The sequence below is a fragment of the Rathayibacter sp. SW19 genome (assembly GCF_030866825.1).
Classification (GTDB): Bacteria; Actinomycetota; Actinomycetes; order Actinomycetales; family Microbacteriaceae; genus Rathayibacter_A; species Rathayibacter_A soli.
The window spans coordinates 624,684-647,788 of record NZ_CP133020.1; the positions used below are offsets into that span (position 1 = coordinate 624,684).

Genomic DNA, 23,105 nt, shown 5'->3' on the forward strand with positions numbered 1-23,105 from the left:
AGCGCCCTCAAGTCTCTTCGGCGACCTCCGGTCGCGTTCCGTGCCTGCGAAACGATGCACACGTTCTGCGCCGACGCCCACGACCAGCAGCCTTCGTCGAATTGTCGACAGTGAATCGACAGCCGCTGTCGATTCGGCATGGCGCCGTTCGACCTTGTGGTGAGAAGGTTGAGAAGCGACCTTCCAGAACACAAACCTTCACAACAACAAGGAGTTCGAGATGGCCAAATACATGCTGATCATGCGCCCGACGGATGAGTCGTACGCGAAGTTCGCGAGCATCGACTTCGCAGAGATTCTGGATGCCATGGGCCAGTTCAACGATGAGTTGATCCGCGCCGGCGTTCTGCTTGCGGCCGAGGGCCTCGAGGATGCAAGCGAAACCGTTGTCGTCGACTTCACCGGTGAGACACCGGTGGTCACCGACGGCCCATACGGGGAGACGAAGGAGTTGTTCAACGGCTACTACATCCTCGATGTCGCCTCAAAGCAGGAGGCCGTCGAATGGGCCAAGCGCATGCCGATGATGGAGGGGAGCAAAGCCGAGATTCGCAGGGTTCCGTCGATCGACGAGTTCCCGCAGGACAACACGTGGATTCAGAAGGAGCGAGCGTGGCGCGAGCGGACCGGCCAGCTCTGACTCTCACGGCGAGCAGCAGCTCCGCGAGCACCAGCGCGGCGAGGGCAAGCTCGGCGAGCACGCGCGGCGCGCGCTCGGGCTCGGCGAGGGCCGCCGTCGAAGCGGTGTGGCGGATGGAGTCCGCTCGCATCGTCGGCGCGCTCGCCCGCTACACCGGCGATTTCTCACTCGCCGAGGATCTCGCCCAGGAGGCGCTCGCGGAGGCGCTCGTCTCCTGGGCGATCGACGGTGTGCCCGCTCAGCCGATCGGATGGTTGCAGACCGTCGGTCGCCGCCGGGCTATCGACACGTTCCGGCGGCGATCCGCCCTCGATGAACGCTACGCGGCGCTCGCTCGCGAACTCGACAGCCACGCTCCCGGCGCAGACAGGCTGTTCGACCCGGATGCGATCAATGATGATGTGCTCGCCTTGATGTTCGTCGCGTGTCATCCGGTGTTGTCGAAAGAGGCCCGGATCGCATTGACGTTGCGAGTCGTCGGCGGGCTCACAACCGAGGAGATCGCCAAGGCGTTCCTCGTGCCGGTGCCCACGATTCAGGCGCGCATCACGCGTGCGAAGAAAACGCTGGCCAGCGAGAACGTGCCATTCGCCATTCCTCGACGGAACGAATTGGCCGCGCGGCTTGGTTCGGTGCTCCAGGTTGTCTACCTGATTTTCACCGAGGGCTCGTCCGCATCCGGTGGCGACCAATGGATGCGCACGGAGCTCGCTTCCGAAGCACTTCGGCTTGCTCGCGTGCTGGCGCAGCTCGCGCCGGAGCCCGACGTGCTCGGCCTGCTCGCACTGCTCGAACTCACGGCAGCCCGTTTCCCCGCCCGACTCGACGCTTCCGGCCATCCTGTGCTCCTCGAAGATCAGGATCGGCGGATGTGGGACCGGTCGGCGATCCGGCGCGGGCGCGCGGCACTCGCGCAGGCGATCGCGAACGATCGTGGGCTCGGCGCATACGCCTTGCAAGCCTCCATCGCGGAGTGCCACGCGATTGCGCCATCTGTCGCCGAAACGGATTGGGAGCGAATCGTCGTGCTGTATGGCGCATTGGGCCGTCTGACGCCGTCGCCCATCGTCGAACTGAACCGTGCGGTCGCTGTCGCGATGGCATCCGGTCCGTCGAATGGACCCGAGAACGGTCTCCTACTGATCGATGCGATGGATGCCCGGGGTCAGCTATCCGGTTCGCACTTGCTTCCGGCCATCCGGGGCGAGTTGCTCGTGCGACTCGGCCGTCGGGACGAGGCACGGTCGGCACTCCAGGAGGCTGTGCGCCTCTGCGGGAACGCCGCGGAGCGGGGCGAACTCGAGCGCAAGCTGCGTGCGCTCGCCGACCGCGGATGAGTAGCGCCCGCAGCGACTTACTCGCGCCGGGGTGCTCGCGCGGCGAAGGTGTGCCGGTATTCGCTTGGTGAGGTGCCGAGGATGCGTTGGAAATGCATCCGCAGGTTTGCGCCGGTGCCGAGGCCGACCTCGGCTGCGATCTGTTCGACGCTGCGCTCGGATCGCTCGAGTTGTTCCCGGGCGACGTCGATGCGGGCCCGCATGACCCACTCCATCGGCGTGTAGCCCGTGTCGTCGACGAAGCGTCGCGAGAACGTGCGTGGCGAGACCGCGGCGTGCCGGGCGAGTGCGGCGAGCGTGAGCGGTTCGCTGAGCTGCCGCAGCACCCACTCGCGGGTGGCAGCGAACCGCTCGCCGAGCGGCTCCGGAACGCTACGAGGCACATACTGTGCCTGACCGCCGCTGCGGTATGGGGCCGCGACCAACCGTCTGGCCGCGTGATTGGATGCAGCGACACCGAGATCGCCGCGCAGAATGTGCAGACACAAATCGATTCCGGATGCCGCCCCCGCCGAGGTCAGCACGCTTCCCTCGTCGACGAACAGCACGTTCTCGTCGACCCGCACGAGCGGATGCTTCGCCTCAAGCGCGCGCGTGTAGTGCCAGTGCGTCGTGGCGCGCTTGCCATCGAGCAACCCGGTTGCGGCCAGTGCGAACGCGCCCGTCGATATGGCGGCGAGCCGCGCACCCCGGGTGTGCGCGGCGATGAGTGAATCGAGAACCGCCTGCGGTGGGTCGTCCCGGCCGGGGAATCGGTAGCCGGGAATGAAGATGAGGTCGGCCCAGGTAAGCGCTTCGAGGCCGTGCGCGACGTGATACGACAGGCCGTCGCCGCCGGCCACGAGGCCGGGTGCAGCACCGCAAACGCGCACCTCGTATGGCATGCTCGCCCGGGTTGAGAACACCTGCGCAGGGATGCCGACATCCAGCGGCTTCGCCCCCTCGAGCACAAGGACGGCGACGCGGCGCAAGGGGTTGGCTGGCATGCGATCAGCGTACGCGGCGGCGATGCTGGCATCCCGCAGATGCGTATGAAGCACGCACTGTAGATGAGTGTCGTCGCCGTGGTTGACTGTCAGCCTCGCGTGCTACCCTGGCTGCAACACGACCGGTTCCGCCCCTAGGGGTCCAGGGCCGGTCTTTTTTTTTCTGCACGAGGGTCGGGACGGGGGATGGATGATGGAACCGAAGCCACACAAGACTTACGCCGAACAGCTCGAACTCCTCAAGTCTCGAGGCCTGGCCGTCGCCGACGAGGCAGACGCTGTCGCGTTGCTGCAACGGGTTGGCTACTATGCGCTCAGCGGATACTCCTACCCGTTTCGACTCAAGAACCTGGACGGCAGCCGCTCCGATCGTTTTCGTCAAGGCACCTCGATCGAGCAAGTTGGGTCACTTTAGTGGTTTGACTGCCGACTGCGCACCGCCGCATTTTCGTTAATTCAGCACGTCGAGACATATCTGCGTGCGCTCATGGCGTACAGGCTTGGCGCGCGTGATCCTCTTATTCACACGAAGCCGGGGCTTCTTACCATCGATCACGGAGAAGATTACGACCGGTGGATTCGTGACCTGGACAAGAAAATCCGGGACTCGCGCGAAGAATACATAATGCACCATCGCTCGCATCGTGACTCCGTGGTACCCATCTGGGTTGCTGTCGGTGTGCTCGACTGGGGGAGCCTGTCACACCTCTACAACTGCGCGCCGATAGCTGTGCGCGATGAGGTCGCCGACTGCTTCGGAATCTCGGCCGCGCAGGTGAAGACATGGCTCCGTGCGCTGAACGTCGTCCGTAACGTTTGCGCACACCACGGGCGGTTCTTCAACCGCTACTACGCATTGACTCCGAAGCTGCCGCGGCGCGGGTGGAACGACTCGTTAGACGCGATCGGGCCGGTAAAGGACACGACGTTCGCAATGCTGACGCTTCTGCAGCACCTGAGCTCGCACACGCGGGGCGCGAGTGTGAGCATTCTCCCCGCAACGCTTCGGTCGTTCCCCACATCCAGCGGGCTGACTGTCGGCGCTTTGGGAGTGCTTCCTGCCTGGGAGGAATTAGCGCTCTGGCGCAAGCAGTTGACGTGACGAGCCGCCCCGGCATCTTCGGGCAACGCGCCGGAAAGTTCGGTGGCCCAACCGGCGCCGTGTCGATCCCTTTCCGGCTCACATGATTTCGACCGCGGCCGCTCTGGCCCATGTGGAAGGCCGTAGGAATCTCCCACGGGCCGAAGAGAGCAGATTGCGGAAGATGGAATGAACAGATTGCGGAGGTCAGAATGAACAGATTGCCGAACAGTAGACGCTCGGCCCTGACACCGCAGCTCGCTGAATCATCGCGCCCCAACCGTGCCCCTTGGTGCAGGCAACGAGCTAGCCGCGCCGCGGCCTTGTGGGAGCCAGTGCGCGCTGCCTGACGAGCGCGAGGGGCAGCGTCGCCAGCGAGATAGCCGCGCAGATGAGCAGTGCCGATGGGAACGACAGTGCGCCGGCAAGCACCCCCAGGAGCACCGAGCCGATTCCGGTGCCGGCGTCGAAGCCGGTGTTCCACACGGCGCTTGCGAGAGAGTAGTGCTGGCGGCGCACCGACGAGAACGCGTCGACGAGGGTGAGGTTTTGCAAGCCGCCGTAGCTGACGCCTAGCAGAGCCAGGCCGGCCAAAAAAGGTACGATCCTGGTCGAAGTCGGATCGATGACTGCCCAAGCGATGAGCGCCAGCGCGACCGTGGTGACCAGCACGAGTGGCCACAGGAACCGCCGAGCCCCGTAGCGGTCGGCGAACGCGCCGAAGCGCCACCGGCAGAGGGCGGTGACGGCGGTCAGCAGGAACAGGCCGATGACGGTCGCCGTCTGGTTGCTGCTCATCTGAGGGGCGAAGGTCAGCATGGCACCGCCGGCGAGCGTGACGCCCAACAAGAGGATCACGGGGCGCAGCAGCCGTGCGATCACAGCGGCCCGCCCGCCGGCGGTGTCGGAATCCCCAGGGGCGGGTGCGCCGTCCCTGCGGGCGTTGTATTCCGCATGCTTCTCGCGCAGCCGGCGCGCCAGCACGAATGCGGCAGGGATCCCCACGAGTGGGCAGCTGCCGATCGCGAACACCAGTGGGAATCCGATGTTCTGCGCCATCCATGGTGCGAACGGAAGCAGGAACAGCTGTGGCGCGGCGATCGCGAGACCGTAAGCTCCGATCGCCCTGCCGCGACGGCTGGGTTCCACCAGTTCCGCCACGGCTGCGCTGCCGACGACGGTCAGCACTCCGAATCCCACCCCGCGCACGGCCGCCAATGTCAGCAGCACGCCCAGCTGATTCGAGAGCAGTTGCGGGAGCGACGCTCCGCCGAGCAGCAGCAGCCCGACGGCGAGGGTTGGCCCCCAGCCGAATAAGCGCAATGCCATGGGGACGAATGCCTGCGCGAGCACGGTGAACAGCATGAGTGCGCCATTGATGAGCCCGGCACCGACCGGCCCCGAGCCTCCCGTCACGGCCCACAGCGGCGCGACGGTGATGAGCACGGCGTAACCGCTGAATCCGAGTGCCGTGGCCCCAAGCAGAGCAGGCATTCCGCGAACCCGCCAGACGGATAGCGAGCCGGTGCCGCTCACGCCCCGGCGGCGGCAATGGTGTAGCGCTCCATCCGTCAGTCATATCAGGATGCCGCGTGCGCGGCACAATCCCGCGCCGACACGGGCAGAGCGGTTGCTTACGCGGCCAAGGGCACTGCGATCTGGATCATCTCGTCGCGGCCGGTGCCGTCCTGATCCGTGTCGAAGCTCAGAGGGCGGCTATATCCGGTCGGGTGGCGGTTTCGATGCGACGGCCTATGCCGCTGCCGCAACCGGTAGCGGTGCGACTCCACGGCTCCGTGCATTGATTCCCGCCTGAACGAACGTCCCACCTATGTTTCCGAGCAGAAGCAGCAACGCGAATTTGCCGCCGGTTCCGCCCCCGGTCACCTGTGAAAGGCCGGCCGAGAACTTCCACAGCCACCAGATCGAGACGATCGGCACGATGTAGAGCCACGTCGTTGGAACCGACGCGCCCTGGGCCTTCATCTCGCCACGCGACTTTGCAAGCCAGACGATCCAGTAGATGCCCAACGTGATGATCGGCAAGAAGAACACTGCGGCGGCGCTGCGACGTTTCATGGGGCTCCCATACTCGAACAGTGGCTCAGACACTACCGGTGAAGCCAAATCGTCAGGAAGACCCCAGATCGGGGCGAGCATGCGCCGCGGATCAAGTAAAAGGGCTTCGCGCTCCCAGAGGCTTTACCGGCCTGACGCCGGGGCGGCTGCGACCGCCGTCGGTGCTGCCCGTCCAGCTGGACGGGCGTAGGAGCCTCCCGACCTCGTGTGAGGCTGGAGGCTCCTCGCAATTGAGGCTAGGCGGCGTCGTCCGGCTTCGGGGATTCAAGCTCGGCAAACTTCGCCCGCATGGTCTCATTACCCTTGGTGAGCTTCTTGATTGTGAGAGACGTCGCCTTGTCGTTGGCCAGACGGAGGTTATTTTCGGAGCCGAGCAGGCCCTCCTTGACCTTCTGAAGGCGATCGATGGCCACGTCGATGTCCTTGATGGCAGCGTCGAACTTGCGCTTGGCAAGGTCGTAGTTCCGACCGAACGCTGACTTGAAGTCTTCGAGCTCGCCCTCAAAGTCGGTGATGTCGATGTTCTGCTTCTTGACCTGCTCCAGCTCAGCCTTCACCAGGATGGTGTCCTGAGCGGCGTTGCGCAGCAACGCGATGATGGCGAGGAAGAACTGGGGGCGGACCACGAACATCTTCGGATACAGGTGCGAGACGTCGGTGATACCCGTGTAGAGATCGGAGTCCTCTTCGAGCATCGACACAAGCACCGCATACTCGCAACCCTTGTCGTTGCGATCCTTGTCCAACTTTGCGAAGAAGTCCGAGTTCTTCTTCTTGGTGGCAGAGAGGTCAGCCTCATTCTTCATCTCGAACATGATCGAGATGTATTCCACCGTGTCTTCGCTGAAGTCGCGGAAGACGTAGTCGCCCTTGGTGCCGCCAGAAGCATCGTTGTCCTTGCCGAACTCGGCGTTGGGGAACGCCAGCGAGCGGGTGCGGTTGAACTCAATTTCGCAGTGCTGTTCGAGCGTTTCGCCGAGCAGCTTGACCGAGAGCTTCGCCTTCATGTCCTTATAACGTTCGATGAGATCGTCCTTGAGGGCAAGCTCCTTGGTGTGCGACTCGCTGAGCGCGGCGTCTTTGACCTTCTGCTCGGCCGTTTGCAGCGCCAGCAGATTCTCGGCCTCGGTGAGGCGCTTCTCCGCGGTTGAGACGGCCTTGGTGACGGCGAGCTCTTGGAGGGTCGCTGCCTGCTGCAGCTCAGACTTCAGGCGCTGAATGTCAGACTCCTTTTCTGCGACGGCCTTTTGCGCCTGCTGGGCGACCTTCGCCTCGGCGAGTTCGATTTCGGTCTGCGTGGCCTTCTCTGCCTCAGCCAAGCGTGCATGGAGCTGCTTTTCGAACTCCACCGTGCGCACCTGCTGCACGATATCGGCGTACTCCGCCTCGTCGATGGTGAATACCGTCCCGCAATGCGGGCATTTGATCTCGTTTGTTGCGCCGATTGATGCATTGTTGTTCATGTCTCGTGCTCCGATCGCTAAGAAGACTGGCCCACAGGCCGGGCGGTTCCAGGGAGACCCCGGCAGTGTCAACGACTTGTGTCGTCGACGCAATGATGGGTCGAAGTGTGCGCTCAGAGCAAGAAACCACTGATAACCCTACTTATCAGAAGCTACTGGCTTGCCTGCGACATTGTCGATACATTTGCCTTGTGTCCACGAGCTCATCACTTCTCATCGACCTGACCGGCGTTGCGCGGTTGGCCGATGTGCAGCGACCCGTGGCATCCGTCTGGCGGTCGCGATTCGCATCAGCGCCCGATCCCTTTCCTCAGGTTGTAAGCGAGAAGGGCGGCCGAACGCTTTTCGATGCGATGTCGGTTGCGCAGTGGCTGGCGCGCACGGAGCACGGGAACAATCCGGACGCGGTCGCCGACGCCGCCGCATCTGCCACACCAGCCGACTTCGATTTCGCAGAGGCGGCGCACGTTGCAGCGGTCGATGCATTGCTTGCTCTTCGCGCTGCTTCGGGGGAGCCCGTTGGCGGTTTTGCGGTCAACGAACTTCGGCGACGAGCTGTCGCCGCTGATCCCGACGATTCATGCCTGGTGACCGAAGTCTCAACTGCCCGTAAGACGTGGCCGGAGTGGGCGGACCTGTTGGCGGACGCCGCTTACTCGCCTATCCAGGCGTCGCAGCTCCTCGAGCGGCGTCATGGGGCGACGCAGTCTTCCGCAGGATCCTCCAGCCCGCTCACACGCGATGCCGAAGCTCTGCTGGTCGCACTGACCAAAGCGCTCACGGCCGACCGGCAGGCGGAACTCGTCGTGGGGGCGGGGATCACCCCGTCGCTTGTCGCCGAATTCGTCTCGCAAATCAGCGACGAGGTTGACGTCGTGGTGTCATCGCTGACTGAGGGACGCGGCATCCGCCGACGGCTCCTCTGCGACGGGCTCATGCTGCCGGCGAGGCACTCCGTTGAGGACGCGTCCCGGCTGTACATCGAGCGTCAACCCTCGCGCGGCGCGAGGTCAACGTCCGAAATGCTGCAGGCCATCGATGAACTTGTGCTCGGGATGCGTGATCGCGATCGTGCGATCGTCCTGGCACCCGCCGCGGTGTTGACAGAGCCCGTCGCGCCCGCCGACGGGCTGGCACGCACGGATGTACTTCGATCAGGACGCGTGCGGGCGATCGTGAAGCTCCCCTCCGGTCTCGTGACTGCTGCCCCACGTGAGGCGCTTGCGCTGTGGGTGCTGGGGCGCGAGATGGGCGATATCCCCATGGCGGACCGGTTCACTGCGGTATCCGACCTGAGCGATGCCACCCTCACGACCGCGACCCGAGCAGACCTCACGAGCGATGTGCTCGCAGCGATGGGAACCGCTCGCGACATCCGTGCCCACGCCTTCCGGTTCACGCGGCTGATCCGCACCGCGTCACTGCTCGCCTCCAGCGGTGCCTTGGTCACCGCAAGCGTATCCGCCGCGACACCGTGGTCTTGGCGCGATCTGCCGGCGCTGCTCGACCAGGCCCGTGCCGATCTCGACGATGACGTTCCCCTGATCGCGCCTGCCGCGGAGCCCGGACCGACCATTGCGCCCGCACGCGTGGAGTCGCTCATTTCCGAACGGCACCTGCGAGTGCTTCCGGGAACACGGGTCACGTCCGAGGAGTATGCGGACTCTGGCTTGGTCGTGATTGCGGCGGAGGATCTCGAGCGCCCCGCACGAATTGGCGATCGCCGGGTGGATCCGCTGGCGTTCGTGGCCACGCATCCGTTGGCCCAACTCACCGCCGCGGGGGACGTGGTTTTTCGCACCGCGCCTACGCCTCGCGCGTGGGTCGATCCCGACGGTTCGAAGGTGGTGGTCCACCCCGCGCGAGTACTCCGTATCGATCAGGCGGACCCCGGCGGGCTCGTTCCCGAGCTTATCGCGGCCGACATCGAGCGTTCCCCGGGTGGCCCGGGAGCGTGGCGTCGGTGGAATCTGCGGCGCGTGCCACCGCTGGTTTCAGCACCATTGCGCGCCGCTCTGACCGATCTCGCGAACCGCCGCGGAGCCTTTGAGCGCCGCATCGCAGCGCTCGACACCTATGCCGATCTGCTCACAACAGGAGTCGTCTCCGGCGCCGTGACACTGACCGATGGCGCCGCGAACGCGGCATCCGAATCCCGATGAAAGGCACCATGCCCCGCACACAGAAGGTCGCCCCCCAGGCTCCATCGACAATGAAGGAGCTGAAAGACACGCTCTGGAAGGCCGCCGACAAGCTGCGGGGTTCGATGGATGCCTCGCAGTACAAGGACGTGATCCTCGGGCTGGTCTTCCTCAAGTACGTGTCGGACGCGTTCGACGAGCGCCGCGGGCAGATCCGCACCGAGCTCGCCGCGGCCGACTATGACGCAGAGCAGATCGCCTCGCTCATCGATGACACCGACGAGTACACGGGCCACGGTGTTTTCTGGGTTCCGCCCAACGCCCGGTGGTCGTTCCTCGCCGAGCACGCGAAGGGAACCGGCAGCGGGGAGCGCACGATCGGCTTGTTGATCGACGAGGCGATGGATGCCATCATGCAGGCGAATCCGCAGCTGACGGGCACTCTCCCGCGCATTTTCAACCGCGACAGCGTCGACCAACGCAGGCTGGGCGAACTGATCGACCTGCTGAACTCGGCACGGTTCGCGGGGCAGGGCCAGTCCGGGGCGTCGGGACGCCGCGCTCGCGACCTCCTCGGCGAGGTGTACGAGTACTTCCTGGAGAAGTTTGCCGCCGCCGAGGGCAAGAGGGGCGGCGAGTTCTACACGCCCGCTGGCGTGGTGCGGGTGCTCGTCCAGCTGCTGCAGCCTGACCACGGCCGGGTGTACGACCCCTGCTGCGGGTCGGGCGGCATGTTCGTGCAGGCGGAGAAGTTCCTTGAGGCGCACGAGGGCGAAGGCTCCGACATCTCGGTGTTCGGGCAGGAGCTCAACGAGCGCACGTGGCGCATGGCGAAGATGAACCTCGCGATCCACGGGCTGACGGGCAACCTCGGGCCGCGTTGGGGCGACACGTTTGCGCGCGACCTGCACCCGGAGCTGCAGGCCGACTTCGTCATGGCCAACCCACCATTCAACATCAAAGACTGGGCGCGAAGCGAGTCGGATCCCCGTTGGAAGTACGGCGTGCCGCCGACAGGCAACGCGAACTACGCCTGGATCCAGCACATCCTCTCGAAGCTCGCGCCCGGCGGCACCGCGGGTGTCGTGATGGCGAACGGATCGATGTCGTCAAATTCGAGCGGCGAGGGCCAGATCCGCGCCGAGATCGTGGAAGCCGACCTCGTGTCATGCATGGTCGCGCTGCCAACGCAGCTGTTCCGCTCGACCGGTATCCCGGTGTGCGTGTGGTTCTTCGCCAAAGACAAGGGCAAGCGCGCCGGCGAGGTGCTCTTCATCGACGCGCGCGGCCTCGGCCACATGGTCGACCGGGCTGAGCGTGCCTTGTCGGACGAGGACATCGCTCGCATCGCCGGCACTTTCCACGCGTGGCGGGGAATCGAATCGGATGCCGCTCCCACCGGTGATCGAGCAGTCGCCGAAGGCCGCGTATCGAGATCCGCTTCCACCTACGCCGACACCCCCGGCTTCTGCTACTCGGCGACCCTCGCCGAAATCAAGGCCGCCGACTACGCGCTCACCCCCGGCCGCTACGTCGGCGCCGCCGAGGTTGAGGACGATGGCGAGCCGATTGAGGAGAAGCTCGCACGGCTCCGGGCCGAGCTAGAGAACCAGTTCGCGGAGTCGGCGCGGTTCGCTGAGGTCGTGCGCGAGCAGTTGCGGAGGGTCGATGTCTGAGTTGCCCTTCGGTGATCTGCTCGCTGAGCCGCTACGCAACGGAGTGAGCTACCCGTCGAGAACGCGGGGAAGTGGCTTTCGAATGATTAACATGCGCGAGATCTTTGCATACGACCGTCTTACGCCTGAGGTGGAATGCGAGCTCGTGCCTCTCACTTCCGGCGAGCAGCTCACGGCTCGGCTTGAGCGGAGCGACCTCTTGTTCGCACGGCAGTCGTTGACTTATGAGGGCGCAGGAAAGGTTTCGCTTGTTCTTGATGACACTGGGCCAACCTGGGACAGCCACCTCATCCGCGCTCGTCTCGATTTGACCAAGGCGGCCCCGCCGTTCTACTACTACTTCTTCAAGTCGCCCGAAGGTCGCCGTCGGGTCGAGACGATCATTCAGCAGGTCGCTGCGGCGGGAGTTCGAGGCTCCGACCTCGCACGACTTTCGGTTCCAGTGCCTCCCCGCAGAGCGCAGCAGGCGATCGCCGAAGTGCTAAGCGCGCTCGACGACAAGATCGCTGCAAACACCGCGCTCGCGGCCACCGCTGATGAGTTGATGCGCGCGGAGTACGCGTCGTTTAATGGGAGGGCGGTCCATATCGGCGATGTGGCCGGCTCGCCGCGGTCAGGCGTCGACCCGTTGACGGTCGACCCGCAGGAGCTCTATGTCGGATTGGAACACCTCGGACGACGCAACATGTGGTTGAGTGACGGCGGCGAAGCCCGTGACGTCACCAGCGCCAAGTCAAAATTCGAACCCGACGACGTGCTCTTCGGCAAACTTCGGCCGTACTTCCACAAGGTGGTGGTCACGCCGACCGCAGGCATCTGCTCGACCGACATCTTGGTTGTTCGTGCCAGGGACTCCCGGGAGTCCAGCCTCCTCATTGCGGCACTGTCGAGCGATGCAGTCGTCGAAGCTGTGGTCGCGGCGAGCGAAGGCACCAGGATGCCCCGGACGAGCTGGAAGGACCTCGCGGCAGTCGAGATCAGATGGCCCGACCCGGCTGATCTCAACCTCGTCGCGTCCAGACTCGATGCGATCAGGGAAGCGACTCTTTCACACCTTGCCGAGAACCGCACGCTCGCCGCAACCCGCGACGCGCTCCTCCCGCGGCTCATGTCCGGCAAGCTCCGCGTTCACGACGCGGAGGTTGCGGCATCCGAAGCCGGCGCATGAGGAGAATGTGTTAGGTTATGACTGAACACGCGAGGCGATTGTTGCCGGACTGCGACACCGTGTTCGCGATGAACCGTCGGTCAGGAGGCAGTGATGCGGTCGATTTCCTCACGAGGCTCAACATTCGCTTTAGGGCACGATTCCAGCGCTACCTCGAGTACCTGTGCAAGGGCATCCCGATCAAGTCGCCGGAGAATTTCCGTCGGCTGAGCCCATCTGGCCCCGACCCGACCGTGTTCGAGATCAAGGTCGACAAGTACCGGCTCTATGTCATACGGGACAACGTCTCGTGGTACGCGACACACGGCCGTGAGAAACCGAAAGACAACCAAGTTCCTCGCGAGGCCTCCAAGGCACTCGCGATCTTCTGGGAATGGAACGGAGAACCCCGATGAACGAGGATGAGGTCTTCCCTATTGGAGACCCGGAGTACGACGCCGTCTACGCTCAAGAGGCGGCGACGATCGACGCATCCGAACTGATTGCACGTGCACTCGAAGCGAGTGGGATATCGCGTGCCGATCTCGCGCGCAGGCTCGGCGTGAGCCGCGGTGAGATCACGGCACGGCTGAAGGGTGAGCGCAACATCACCGTCCGCACGCTCGCGGAGACTCTCCACGCGCTCGGCGAACACCTCTCGCTCGACTCAGAGCGTGCGGTGGACGAGCGGCGGGCGCGTGCTCGCGAGTGGCAGCGGCACGAAAGCGCACACACGCCAACAGCGGCGGTTCGCGCAGGCGGATGGATACGCCCCGAGGTGCACCGTGCCCGGTGATGCTATCCGCATCGTCTCACCCATGGTGATGGAGGTCAGCGCATCGGTGCTGGACGAGGCCGAATCCCACGTCACGTGGAGTGTCGGCTACGCGCCTGAACTCGATGAGGACGGGGGGCGGTTCCTCCTCGCGAATCTCCACGCTGGGAGTCTGGCTGGACGCGTCGATGTGGAGGTCTCGGCCACTCAGTTCGGCGGTCGAGCTACTGCATCATTCGACCGCGACGAGTCAGACCGATTCGCTACCGAGCTTGCCGGTGCTGAAGCATTGGAGACGCTCTACGACTTCACGCGCATCATCGCCCGGGGGCTGCTCGGCACCGCTGACATTGACCTTGAACTGCCGCTCGCCAGCCCGACGCCGGAGATCACGCAATTGGTGAGGTCGACGGATTCGGAAACAGAAGCTGAACCGACCGAGGGTGCTGATCACTGATGGCGTTCGCCGCAGCCGGCGCCGCCCCGATCCTCCTTCCTGGCGCAGAGGCCGCGATTATCGGCGGCGTGGGCGTAGGGAAGCCATGACCGGGACCGGCAGCGAGAAGCCCGCTCGTTGCACCGCAGTGTGGTGCCGAGCGGAGTCAGTATGCATCAAAGGTTTGCAAACCATGCCGAAGAAGTAAGATAAACTTACTTTTACTTGCATGTTCGATTCGAACAAGAAGAATGAGCCCATGCGCACCGACTTGTACGTGAGCACGCGCTTCGGTGAGTTGACAACCAACCCGACCGGGGCATGGACGCACCCGTACTTTCTGCCGCGCCGGATTCCCCGTGAACTCACTCTCGGTGCAGAATCTATGGCGGCAGTATCACGGGCTGATCTTGCGCTCGGTCGCCTATCCGGCCTGGCGATGCTCGTCAATGACCCCGAACTCCTCCTCGGCCCGGCAATGGCGCAGGAGGCTTTGTCGAGCTCAAGAATCGAGGGTACCCAGGCGTCTCTGAGTGATGTTCTCAGCGCGGAGAGCGCCGACGAGCCGATCGAAGACGAGAACCTGCGCGAGGTGAGCAACTACCTCAAAGCCGCGGCGCAAGGCCGCGAGCTGATGGAGACCTGGCCTCTCACGCAGCGATTCTTCTGTGCGCTTCACGCAACCTTGCTCGCGAACGTACGCGGCGAGGAGAAGTTTCCGGGAGAGTTGCGGCGCTCACCTGTGTGGATCGGATCCCCCAATGCGCGCCCTGAGACCGCACGGTTCGTCCCGCCGCACCACGATCGGATCGGCGATCTTCTCGGGGACTGGGAACGCTTCGTCAATGAGCCATCGAGCATGCCGCCGGTGCTGCGCGCGTCACTCATGCACTACCAGTTCGAGACCATCCACCCATTTCTCGACGGCAATGGCCGAATCGGTCGCCTGCTCATCGGGTTCTTGCTCGTCGCCGACGGGGTGCTCAGCACGCCCATCCTGCCGATTTCGGGATACTTCGAACGCAACCGCGATGCTTACTATGACCGCCTGCAATCCGTGCGAGAGCGTGGCGAGATTGAGGAATGGGTCCAGTTCTTCTGCGAAGGCGTCGAACAACAGTCAAATCAGGCTGCCGCTCGAATACGTGCGCTGGTCGAGATCCGCGAACGATATCGGCGAGAGACGATCAATGATCGTTCTGCCCTCACCTCTGTCGTAGACCTCGTCTTCCGCAACCCTGTCGTGACTGTTGCCGCAGTCATGCGCCAAGCTGGCGTCAGCCGACCCGCCGCCTCAGCAGCGCTACGACGCGCAGAGTCCCGCGGCTGGCTGCGCTCGGCAGGGAGATGGGGTCGCGGCGGTCGGGAGCGATGGATCGCAACCGAAGTCTGGGCGGCTGTGTCCAGCGAGAACGCTTTCGAGCACCACTCCAAGGAGGAACGAACATGACCGGCATCTCCGAGGCCGACTGGGAGAACGCGGCCCTCGAGACACTTGCCGAGCCGCTCGGCTGGCAACCGCTCAGGGGGGACCAGATCGCTCTCGGCAGCGGCGAACGCGAGGCGTGGGACGAACTACTGATCCGTCCGCGCCTGCTCGATGCGATGCGCCGGCTCAATCCCGACGTGCCGGTGACCTACCTGCAGCAGGCCGCCGCCGAGATCGCCGCACCGAAATCGCTCGACGCGATCACCGAGAACTACCGCATCCACGAGTACCTCGTCGGCGGCTACCCGCTCAACTACATCGACAGCAACGGCCTCGAGCAGAACCCGCGCATCCGACTGCTCGGCGCGCCCGAACAAAACGACTGGCTGGCCGTCAACCAGGTCACGATCCGCCAAGGTGACCTGCACCGCCGGTTCGACATCGTGCTGTACGTGAACGGCATGCCGCTGAGCATCGTCGAGCTGAAGAAGGCCGGCTCGACCTCGACGGGCGTCGCCCCGGCACACGCCCAACTGCAGACCTACCTGCGCGAGTTCCCGATGGCGTTCCGGTTCTGCGTCTTCACGCTCGCCAGCGACGGGCTCGATGCCAAGTACGGCACCCCGTTCACGCCGCTCAATCACTTTGCGCCCTGGAACGTCGATGATGACGGCGCACCGCTCACCCAGCCGCGCATCGAAGGCGCGGTCGACGTTCTACCGCTCGACGACGCACTCAACGGCCTTTATAGCCAGAAGCGCTTTCTGCAGCTCACCCGCAACTTCACCGCCTTCGACGAAGGATCCGAAGGGCTCGTCAAGCGCATCGCGAAGCCGCACCAATACTTCGCCGTAACGAAAGCGGTCGACACCACGATCCAGGCGGTGGAGACGAACGGCAAGGCCGGAGTCGTGTGGCACACCCAGGGCTCGGGCAAGTCGATGGAGATGGAGTTGTACACGAACCTCGTGTCGCGGCATCCGAAGCTCAAGAACCCCACCGTCATCGTCGTGACCGATCGCAATGAACTCGACGGACAACTGTTCGAAACGTTCGACCGCAGCTTGCTGCTCGCCGAGAAGCCGGTTCAAGTGCGCGAGCGCGCGCAACTGCGCGACGAGCTGAGTCAGCGTGTCACGGGCGGCATCTACTTCACAACCCTGCAGAAATTCGGGCTGACGGATGCGGAGAAGCAGGCGGGGGCGCAGCATCCGCTGCTCACCGATCGACGAAACGTGATCGTGATCGTCGACGAAGCGCACCGCAGCCATTACGACGATCTCGACGGCTACGCTCGCCACTTGCGCGATGCGCTGCCGAACGCGACTCTCATTGCGTTCACGGGTACGCCGATCTCGTTCGCCGAGCGCGACACCCGCGCAGTTTTTGGTGACTACATCGATATCTACGACCTGACCCGAGCAGTCGACGACGGCGCGACCGTGCCTGTCTACTTCGAGCCGCGGCTCATCAAGGTGTCGTTCGCCGACGATACAACCGAGCAAGACATCGATCGCGCCGCCGACGAGTACACGCTCGGCCTCGACGACACCGAGCGGGCACGAATCGAGGCATCCGTCGCCGTTGTCAACGCGGTGTACGGATCGCCCGAGCGCATCGAGACCCTTGCGAGGGACCTCGTCACCCACTGGGAAGAACGCCGCGCCCGCATGACTCCTTTCCTCGAATCCCCTGGGAAGGCGCTCATCGTCGGAGGGACGCGTGAGATCTGCGCGCGGTTGTATTCGGCGATCGTGGCGTTGCGCCCCGACTGGCACTCCGACGCCCTCGACGGCGGCAAGATCAAGGTCGTCTACTCCGGATCGGCGACTGACCAGCCGCCCGTCAGCGACCACGTGCGGCGCGATTCGGCAAACAACGCAATCAAGGATCGACTGAAGGATTCTTCGGACGAGCTGGAACTCGTCATCGTCAAAGACATGATGCTGACCGGCTTCGACGCACCGCCGCTGCACACGCTCTATCTGGATCGCCCGCTGAAAGGCGCACTGCTGATGCAGACTCTGGCGCGAGTGAATCGCACGTTCGAGGGCAAGGAGGACGGCCTGCTCGTCGCATACGCACCGCTCGCGGACAACCTCGCCAAGGCACTTTCGGAGTACACGACTTCCGACCAGCAGAACCGGCCCGTTGGCCGCGATGTCGACGAGGCAGTGCAGATCGCGACCGAACTGGTCGCACAGATTCGCGAGATGCTCGCCGGTTGTGACTGGCGTGCCCTCATCCGACGCGGCGGACCGCGGGCGATGTTCGTTGCCGCGACGACCGCGACGAACTTCCTGCGGGATGCCGCGAACCCGCTCAACGACCCTGAACTCGGCGCCGACCGGCTCGCGAATCGCTATCGTGCCGCGAGCGGCCAGCTCGCTCGCGCGTGGGCCCTGAGCTCGGGCAGAGCGGGGCTCGCCGAACTGCACGATGAGATCGCCTTCTACGAAGAAGTGCGTGTCTGGATGGCGAAGTTCGATGCCATGGAACGGCAGGCGCGCGACGAGCCGGTGCCCGAGGAGATCGAGCGCCTGCTGAGCAGCCTGGTAGCCGAGGCGATGTCGACAGGCGACGTGCTCGACATCTACGATGCCGCCGGGCTGCCGCGACTCTCGCTCGACGATCTCGGCCCGGAGTTCCTCGCAAAGGCGCAGGCAGCGCCGAACGTGCACCTGGCGATCGAGGCGCTGCGCAAGTCGCTTGTCGACGCCGGGTCTGGCGTAACGCAAGGGAACCTGATCCGCCAGCGCGCGTTCTCGGAGCGCATAGCCGAGATCATGATGCGGTACACCAACCAGCAACTGTCTGCGGCAGAGGTCATCGCGGAACTGATCGAGCTCGCGAAGGAGGTCGCCGACGAGGCATCCCGTGGTGCACATTTTTCGCCGCCGCTCTCGAACGACGAACTTGCGTTCTACGACGCCGTGGCGCAAAACGGGTCTGCCGTCGCGGTCCAGGGGGAGGAAGTCCTAGCGCAGATCGCGCGAGAGCTCGTGGCGGTGATGCGCCGTGACGTGCGCACCGACTGGACGGTGCGCGACGACGTGCGCGCGAAGCTACGTTCATCGATCAAGCGGCTGCTCGTCAAGTACAAGTACCCGCCGGACAAGCAGCCCGGGGCCATCAAGCTGGTAATGGACCAGATGGAGTCGATGGCGCCGCGGTACGCCGACGAACGGCGGCCGGGCGGCACATGAACCGGCGGCAGCTTCCTCGGCTTTAGAGTGTGCGCAGCGCTGCGTCGAGCGGATTCCTAACGAGGCAGCCGGTCGCGCTCGCGCACGAAGTCGATCAACTCGGGCTCGCGTCCGGGCCACGTCAGCGCGGACGCCGCCGCGGGAGCCGTTGCGATCACTCTTCCGTGTGCGACCACGTGCGTCGGCCGCACCTGACGGCGGATGACGTCGAACGCATCCGAGGCTGGAAGGACCACGAAACTGGCGGGCCGTCCAACCTCGATCCCGTACCCGTCGCCCAACCCGAGCACGGCCGCCGGCCGGTCGGTGATCATTCGGAAGCACTCGGCGATCTCGGCCGGTGAGGTCAGCTGGGTTGCGACTGCTCCGACGTAGGCCACCAAGACCGCGTTCCCCGTTCCCATCGGAAACCACGGATCCATGATGTCGTCGTTGCCGAAGGCCACATTCACGCCCGCGGCCAGCAACTCCTTTACCTGAGTGAGTCCGCGTCGCTTTGGATACCCCTCAAAGCGGCCCTGTAGGTGGAGGTTTACCACGGGATTGCAGACGAGATTGATGCCTGAGCGTGCGATGATGCGATGCAGTTTGTAACTGTATGCCGCATTGTACGAACCCATCGCCGTCGTGTGGCTCGCGGTCACCCGGTCGCGCAGACCGCTGCGCTGCGCTCTCGTCGCGAGTACCTCGATGAAGCGGGACTGCTCGTCATCGATCTCGTCGCAATGGGCATCGATCCGCAGCCCGTAGCGCTCGGCGATGTCCATCGCCGTGTCGATCGAGCCGACGCCGTCTTCACGGGTGTCTTCGAAGTGAGGGATGGCACCGATCACGTCCACTCCGCGCCGAGCCGCCTCTTCCAGAAGTTCTCCGCCGCCTGGGAAGGAGACAACGCCTTCCTGCGGAAAAGCGACCAGCTGCAGGCCGATGACATCCTTGACGCGCTCACGTACCTCGAGCAGTGCATCGAGTGCGACCAGGCTGCGATCGGTCACGTCGACATGGCTGCGCACGTGGAGCGTACCGTTCGCCGCGTACCAGCGGAGCACCTCCTCGGCACGCGAGATGACATCGTCGCGGCTCAGCATGGGCTTGCGCTCCGACCAACAAGCGATTCCCTCCCAGAGCGTGCCGCTCTCGTTCCAGCGCGGTTCGCCGGCCGTGAGCGTCGCATCCAGGTGCACGTGCGGCTCAACGTAAGGCGCGTTGACCAGTGCGCCGTTTGCGTCGATGACCTGCTTCGCCTGCGGCGGCACCTCGGATGCCGGCGCAATCGCCACGAAGCGACCGGCATCGACTTGGATGTCAACAGGCGCGGTGCGGTCGACGAGTCGAGCCCCGCGGACAACCAGGTCGATCATGAACGTGTTCCGTTTTGTGCCGCTGCCATGAGCGACATCGTCTCATACGCGATCGTCGCTGCAGCCAATGCGGTGATCTCGGCGTGATCGTACGCCGGGCTCACCTCCACCACGTCGACACCGACCAGTTGGCCGCCCGGCAGAGCGCGCAGAAGCGTCAGCAGCTCCCGAGACGTGAATCCGCCCATCTCTGGCGTGCCTGTGCCCGGCGCGAATGCTGGGTCCAGCACATCGATGTCAACAGACAAATACAGCGCCGTGTCACCGACCCGCTCCAGAACGCGACGGATGACCTCCTCGACGCCGAGCCTGTCGAAATCGCTGGCGCGGATCGTGGAGAAGCCGAACCCGGCATCCGCTACAAGATCCTGCGCATCGTAAAGCGGCCCCCGGATGCCGACGTGGATCGACGAGCCCTTCAAGAGCAGTCCCTCTTCGAATGCGCGGCGGAACACGGTGCCATGCGTTCGATCCGCGCCGAAGTAGCTATCCCAGGTGTCCAGGTGCGCATCGAAGTGGATCAGGGCTACCGGGCCGTGCTTTCGAGCGATCGCACGCAGCGTGCCCAGCGCGATCGTGTGGTCACCGCCGAGGGTGACGAGTCTCTGCCCCGCGGCGATCAAACCGCTTGCCGCATCGTCGATCTGCTGGAGCGCCTCATCGATGTTGTACGGATTGCACGGCACGTCGCCGGCGTCGACCGCCTGCAGCACACTGAACGGCGCCACGTCGAGCTCCGGGTTAAACGCCGGCCGCAGATTGCGTGACGCCTGACGGATTGCCGACGGCCCGAATCGCGCACCAGGTCTGAACGAGACGCCGCCGTCGAACGGCGCGCCGAGAATTGCCACATCGTAGTTTGCCACCTCATCGATGCGCGGCAGCCGGGCGAACGTCGGCGCCCCCGCGTAGCGTGGGATTTTGGTGCCGTCAGCTGGCGGAATGATGTCGTGCGCATCCATGTTCGTTCACATTTCTGGTTGGGGGAATACTCGGGGCGTCAGCCCGAGCGAACGCGTGTGCTGCGCGATTTCTCCGGCCGTTGTGATCCACAGGTCATCCCATTCACTCATCTGATCGATGAGCGTCTCGAGCGTGCGAAGCCGGCCCAACCGCCCGCTGAGGAACGGATGCGCCGTCAGCGCGAAGCATCCGCCGTACCGGTGCGATTCGGTCAATTCCGCGCTCCACATCGACAGTGCCTTGGCCGGATCCTCAATCAGTCCGGAACCGAACACCTCGGGCACATAGGCGTATTGTTCCCAGTCGTCTAGCGACCACGAGACGGGGATTTCGATCAGGGAACGGGCGCCGTCGTGCGGGTGCTCGGCGAGTTCGTAGGGAACGTCGGAATCCATGAGGCTCGAGTCGTATAGGAATCCGCGATCGAGCAAGAGACCGGCTGTGGCATAGGTTGTTTCCCACATCGGCGCCCGGTAGCCGATCGGACGAACCCCTGCAACGCGTTCCAATGCGTCGAGGCCGCGATCGAGGACATCCGCTTCCTGTTGTACCGACATTCCTTGGATCGCCTCGTGCAGGTAACCGTGGTGCGCAATCTCGTGGCCCTCGTCGCGCACGCGGCGGAGGAGATCCGGATAACGCTCTGCCGTGTACCCGGGGCAGAAGAACGTTGCCTGCAGGCCTCGCCGCTTCAACATTGCGAGGATGCGCGGCATGCCGGTGACCGCTCCATATGCCTGATGCGACATGACAGATAGCCGGGTGCGGTTCTGCGGGTTCGCCGTGAGCACGACGGACTCGTCATCCATGTCGAAGCCAAGTGTCATGGCGGAGCGCATTGCGCCCGGCCAGTCGATCGGATCGGCGGGGCGCGTTGCATCCCGCCCCTCTGGTGTCACCTCTTCGGAAGTCACTTCGTCGCCGGCTCCAACGCGTCCGATCGTGACGTGATCGCCAGCCCGATCCAGTAGGCGAGGCCCGCGATGACTGCGCCTGCCAGCCAGGACAGGTCGATGCCGCCCAGTGCCGTCGCGCCGAAGCCTTGAAGCCAGCTCGGCACCGCATATTCGAAGTTCCAGGTGGCGATGATGCCGAGCACGAACGCGATGATCGCGGGCCAGGAGATATCTGGAATGGCCTTCGATCGTGGCGGCTCGAAAAGCGCAGGAACGTCGATGGTCCCCTTTTTCACGCCGTAGAAGTGGATGAGCATGATGGTTGCCCATGGTGCGACCCAAGTCACGAGCCCGCTGAGCCAGCCATCCAGACTCGAGGCGAAGTCTCCGTTCAGGATCAGGTAGATGTTGAAGATCAGCGCCAGCACACCGACGCCGTAGCTCAGTTTGCGGCGGTCGATATTCCAATCCAAGGTGAGTGCGGAGAGACTGCACGAGTAGATGTTCAACACGTTGGTCGCAATCGGTCCGTGAATGACGAGAAAGATCACCGGAATCGCCAACCACCCGAACGCGTCGACGACGAGTTGCCCAGGGTCTACGGTCTGCGAGATCGTCGCCAGCGTTGCGCCGAAGATGCCGAGCCACACCGTCGGGATGAACTGCCCCAGCACGCTGCCGAAATACAGCTTGGCGCGGGAAACGGAGGGAGAGACGAATCGCGAATAGTCGGATGCGTATGCGAACCAGGTAATGCCCCAACCAATACCGATCGCGGTCATCAGCGTCGTTGCCGAACTCCACAGCGCCACGCCGTCGAGACCCTTACCGCTGTAGTTCCAATGGACTCCTGAACTGGTCCACGCGACCACGGTCATCACCAGGAGCACGGCAAGTGTGATCGGCACCGTCCAGCGCTCGAATCGGGCGATGGCGCGGAAGCCGACCGCGGCCAGCCAAACCTGGAGGCCCATGATGATCACCGCGACGATGATCTTGAACGGCAGGCCACCGTTGAAGCCGAGTTTTGCGAACAGCGCTACGACCAGGTCCAAGATGATCCAGGTGTTGATGGCGCACCAGCCGATCGCGAGAAGGCCCTGCAGCAGAGCCGGAAAATAAGCGCCGCGCCGACCGAATGCGCTGCGGGAGAGCACCATTTGGCTGACAGCAGTGCGCTGGCCCATAAGGACGAAGAATCCGAAGGTGGCCATCCCGATGATGTTGCCGGTCACCAGGATGAGAATCGTCTGGAAGAGGCTCAGCCCGAGGTTGATGCCAAGGGCGCCGAGCACCCAGTTGATCGGAGCGACGTTCGCGCCGCACCAGATCCAGAATTGGTGGGAGACGGTGGAGGTTCTTGCGTTTTCGGGCACCGGCATGAGCGAATGCTCTGCCGCCTCGGTTGTTTGCAGATCATCATTGACCAACGACACGGGTCCTCCTGCGTTTGGGGTGTGCTCAGTATTCACCCGCCATGTACGATGCG

General features: G+C 64.2%; 20 protein-coding genes. 12 read left to right on the forward strand and 8 right to left on the reverse strand.

The window, feature by feature from the left end; genetic code table 11:
- Positions 1-220 precede the first annotated feature (220 nt).
- The gene (locus QU604_RS03005) at positions 221-640 is read left to right on the forward strand and encodes a YciI family protein (protein ID WP_308467321.1); all 420 of its coding nucleotides are present in this window, start codon (positions 221-223) and stop codon (positions 638-640) included.
- Between the two features lie 113 nt (positions 641-753).
- Entirely contained in the window at positions 754-1,977 is a 1,224-nt protein-coding gene (locus QU604_RS03010; protein ID WP_308469021.1) for an RNA polymerase sigma factor, read from the forward strand.
- 17 nt (positions 1,978-1,994) lie between these two features.
- Here QU604_RS03010 and QU604_RS03015 read toward each other — a convergent pair whose 3' ends face one another.
- Positions 1,995-2,963 (reverse strand): GlxA family transcriptional regulator, encoded by a 969-nt coding sequence (locus tag QU604_RS03015; RefSeq protein ID WP_308467322.1) that lies wholly within the window; start codon positions 2,961-2,963, stop codon positions 1,995-1,997.
- A gap of 190 nt (positions 2,964-3,153) precedes the next feature.
- Between QU604_RS03015 and QU604_RS03020 the strand changes: the two genes are divergently transcribed.
- Together QU604_RS03020 and QU604_RS03025 are read left to right on the forward strand one after the other, a co-directional pair.
- A complete protein-coding gene (locus tag QU604_RS03020) occupies positions 3,154-3,378 on the forward strand; it encodes an Abi family protein (protein ID WP_308467323.1) in 225 nt (74 codons plus the stop codon).
- 15 nt (positions 3,379-3,393) lie between these two features.
- Positions 3,394-4,065, forward strand: a complete 672-nt coding sequence (locus tag QU604_RS03025) for an Abi family protein (protein ID WP_308469022.1) — start codon at positions 3,394-3,396, stop codon at positions 4,063-4,065.
- A 285-nt stretch (positions 4,066-4,350) separates the two neighbouring features.
- On the opposite strand, the gene QU604_RS03030 is transcribed toward QU604_RS03025, so the two are convergent.
- The 3 genes from QU604_RS03030 to QU604_RS03040 form a co-directional block, all read right to left on the reverse strand.
- Complete coding sequence (locus QU604_RS03030) at positions 4,351-5,538, reverse strand: MFS transporter (RefSeq protein ID WP_308467324.1); 1,188 nt, start codon at positions 5,536-5,538, stop codon at positions 4,351-4,353.
- A 258-nt stretch (positions 5,539-5,796) separates the two neighbouring features.
- On the reverse strand, positions 5,797-6,123 hold the full coding sequence (locus tag QU604_RS03035; protein ID WP_308467325.1) for a DUF4234 domain-containing protein: 327 nt from the start codon (positions 6,121-6,123) through the stop codon (positions 5,797-5,799).
- Positions 6,124-6,359: 236 nt separating this feature from the next.
- Positions 6,360-7,490, reverse strand: a complete 1,131-nt coding sequence (locus QU604_RS03040) for a DUF2130 domain-containing protein (RefSeq protein WP_308467326.1) — start codon at positions 7,488-7,490, stop codon at positions 6,360-6,362.
- A gap of 287 nt (positions 7,491-7,777) precedes the next feature.
- Between QU604_RS03040 and QU604_RS03045 the strand changes: the two genes are divergently transcribed.
- The 8 genes from QU604_RS03045 to QU604_RS03080 all read left to right on the forward strand — a co-directional run bounded on the left by QU604_RS03045 (position 7,778) and on the right by QU604_RS03080 (position 18,396).
- Entirely contained in the window at positions 7,778-9,748 is a 1,971-nt protein-coding gene (locus tag QU604_RS03045) for a hypothetical protein (RefSeq protein WP_308467327.1), read from the forward strand.
- A gap of 8 nt (positions 9,749-9,756) precedes the next feature.
- Positions 9,757-11,403 carry a class I SAM-dependent DNA methyltransferase gene (locus QU604_RS03050; protein WP_308467328.1) on the forward strand — a complete coding sequence of 549 codons (1,647 nt, stop codon included), beginning with the start codon at positions 9,757-9,759 and terminating at the stop codon, positions 11,401-11,403.
- Positions 11,396-12,571: a restriction endonuclease subunit S gene (locus QU604_RS03055; RefSeq protein WP_308467329.1), complete on the forward strand. Its 1,176-nt coding sequence runs from the start codon at positions 11,396-11,398 to the stop codon at positions 12,569-12,571. Before QU604_RS03050 ends, QU604_RS03055 begins: the two co-directional genes overlap by 8 nt.
- A 17-nt stretch (positions 12,572-12,588) precedes the next feature.
- Positions 12,589-12,966, forward strand: coding sequence for a hypothetical protein (locus QU604_RS03060; RefSeq protein WP_308467330.1), 378 nt, complete (start codon positions 12,589-12,591; stop codon positions 12,964-12,966).
- Positions 12,963-13,346, forward strand: coding sequence for a helix-turn-helix domain-containing protein (locus QU604_RS03065; protein ID WP_308467332.1), 384 nt, complete (start codon positions 12,963-12,965; stop codon positions 13,344-13,346). The genes QU604_RS03060 and QU604_RS03065 overlap by 4 nt, the downstream gene beginning before the upstream one ends.
- Positions 13,336-13,782, forward strand: a complete 447-nt coding sequence (locus QU604_RS03070) for a hypothetical protein (protein ID WP_308467333.1) — start codon at positions 13,336-13,338, stop codon at positions 13,780-13,782. The genes QU604_RS03065 and QU604_RS03070 overlap by 11 nt, the downstream gene beginning before the upstream one ends.
- A gap of 208 nt (positions 13,783-13,990) precedes the next feature.
- The gene (locus tag QU604_RS03075) at positions 13,991-15,211 is read left to right on the forward strand and encodes a Fic family protein (RefSeq protein WP_308467334.1); all 1,221 of its coding nucleotides are present in this window, start codon (positions 13,991-13,993) and stop codon (positions 15,209-15,211) included.
- Positions 15,208-18,396 (forward strand): type I restriction endonuclease subunit R, encoded by a 3,189-nt coding sequence (locus QU604_RS03080; protein WP_308467335.1) that lies wholly within the window; start codon positions 15,208-15,210, stop codon positions 18,394-18,396. Before QU604_RS03075 ends, QU604_RS03080 begins: the two co-directional genes overlap by 4 nt.
- Before the next feature lie 56 nt (positions 18,397-18,452).
- Here QU604_RS03080 and codA read toward each other — a convergent pair whose 3' ends face one another.
- Genes codA through QU604_RS03100 form a run of 4 tightly spaced genes read right to left on the reverse strand, consistent with a single transcriptional unit; the run spans position 18,453 to position 23,052 of the window.
- Positions 18,453-19,757 carry a cytosine deaminase gene (codA, locus tag QU604_RS03085; RefSeq protein WP_308467336.1) on the reverse strand — a complete coding sequence of 435 codons (1,305 nt, stop codon included), beginning with the start codon at positions 19,755-19,757 and terminating at the stop codon, positions 18,453-18,455.
- Positions 19,754-20,719 (reverse strand): agmatinase, encoded by a 966-nt coding sequence (speB, locus tag QU604_RS03090; RefSeq protein WP_308467337.1) that lies wholly within the window; start codon positions 20,717-20,719, stop codon positions 19,754-19,756. The genes codA and speB overlap by 4 nt, the downstream gene beginning before the upstream one ends.
- Before the next feature lie 6 nt (positions 20,720-20,725).
- Positions 20,726-21,634 (reverse strand): polysaccharide deacetylase family protein, encoded by a 909-nt coding sequence (locus QU604_RS03095; protein WP_308467338.1) that lies wholly within the window; start codon positions 21,632-21,634, stop codon positions 20,726-20,728.
- Positions 21,631-23,052: a purine-cytosine permease family protein gene (locus QU604_RS03100; RefSeq protein WP_308467339.1), complete on the reverse strand. Its 1,422-nt coding sequence runs from the start codon at positions 23,050-23,052 to the stop codon at positions 21,631-21,633. The genes QU604_RS03095 and QU604_RS03100 overlap by 4 nt, the downstream gene beginning before the upstream one ends.
- Between the last annotated feature and the right edge of the window lie 53 nt (positions 23,053-23,105).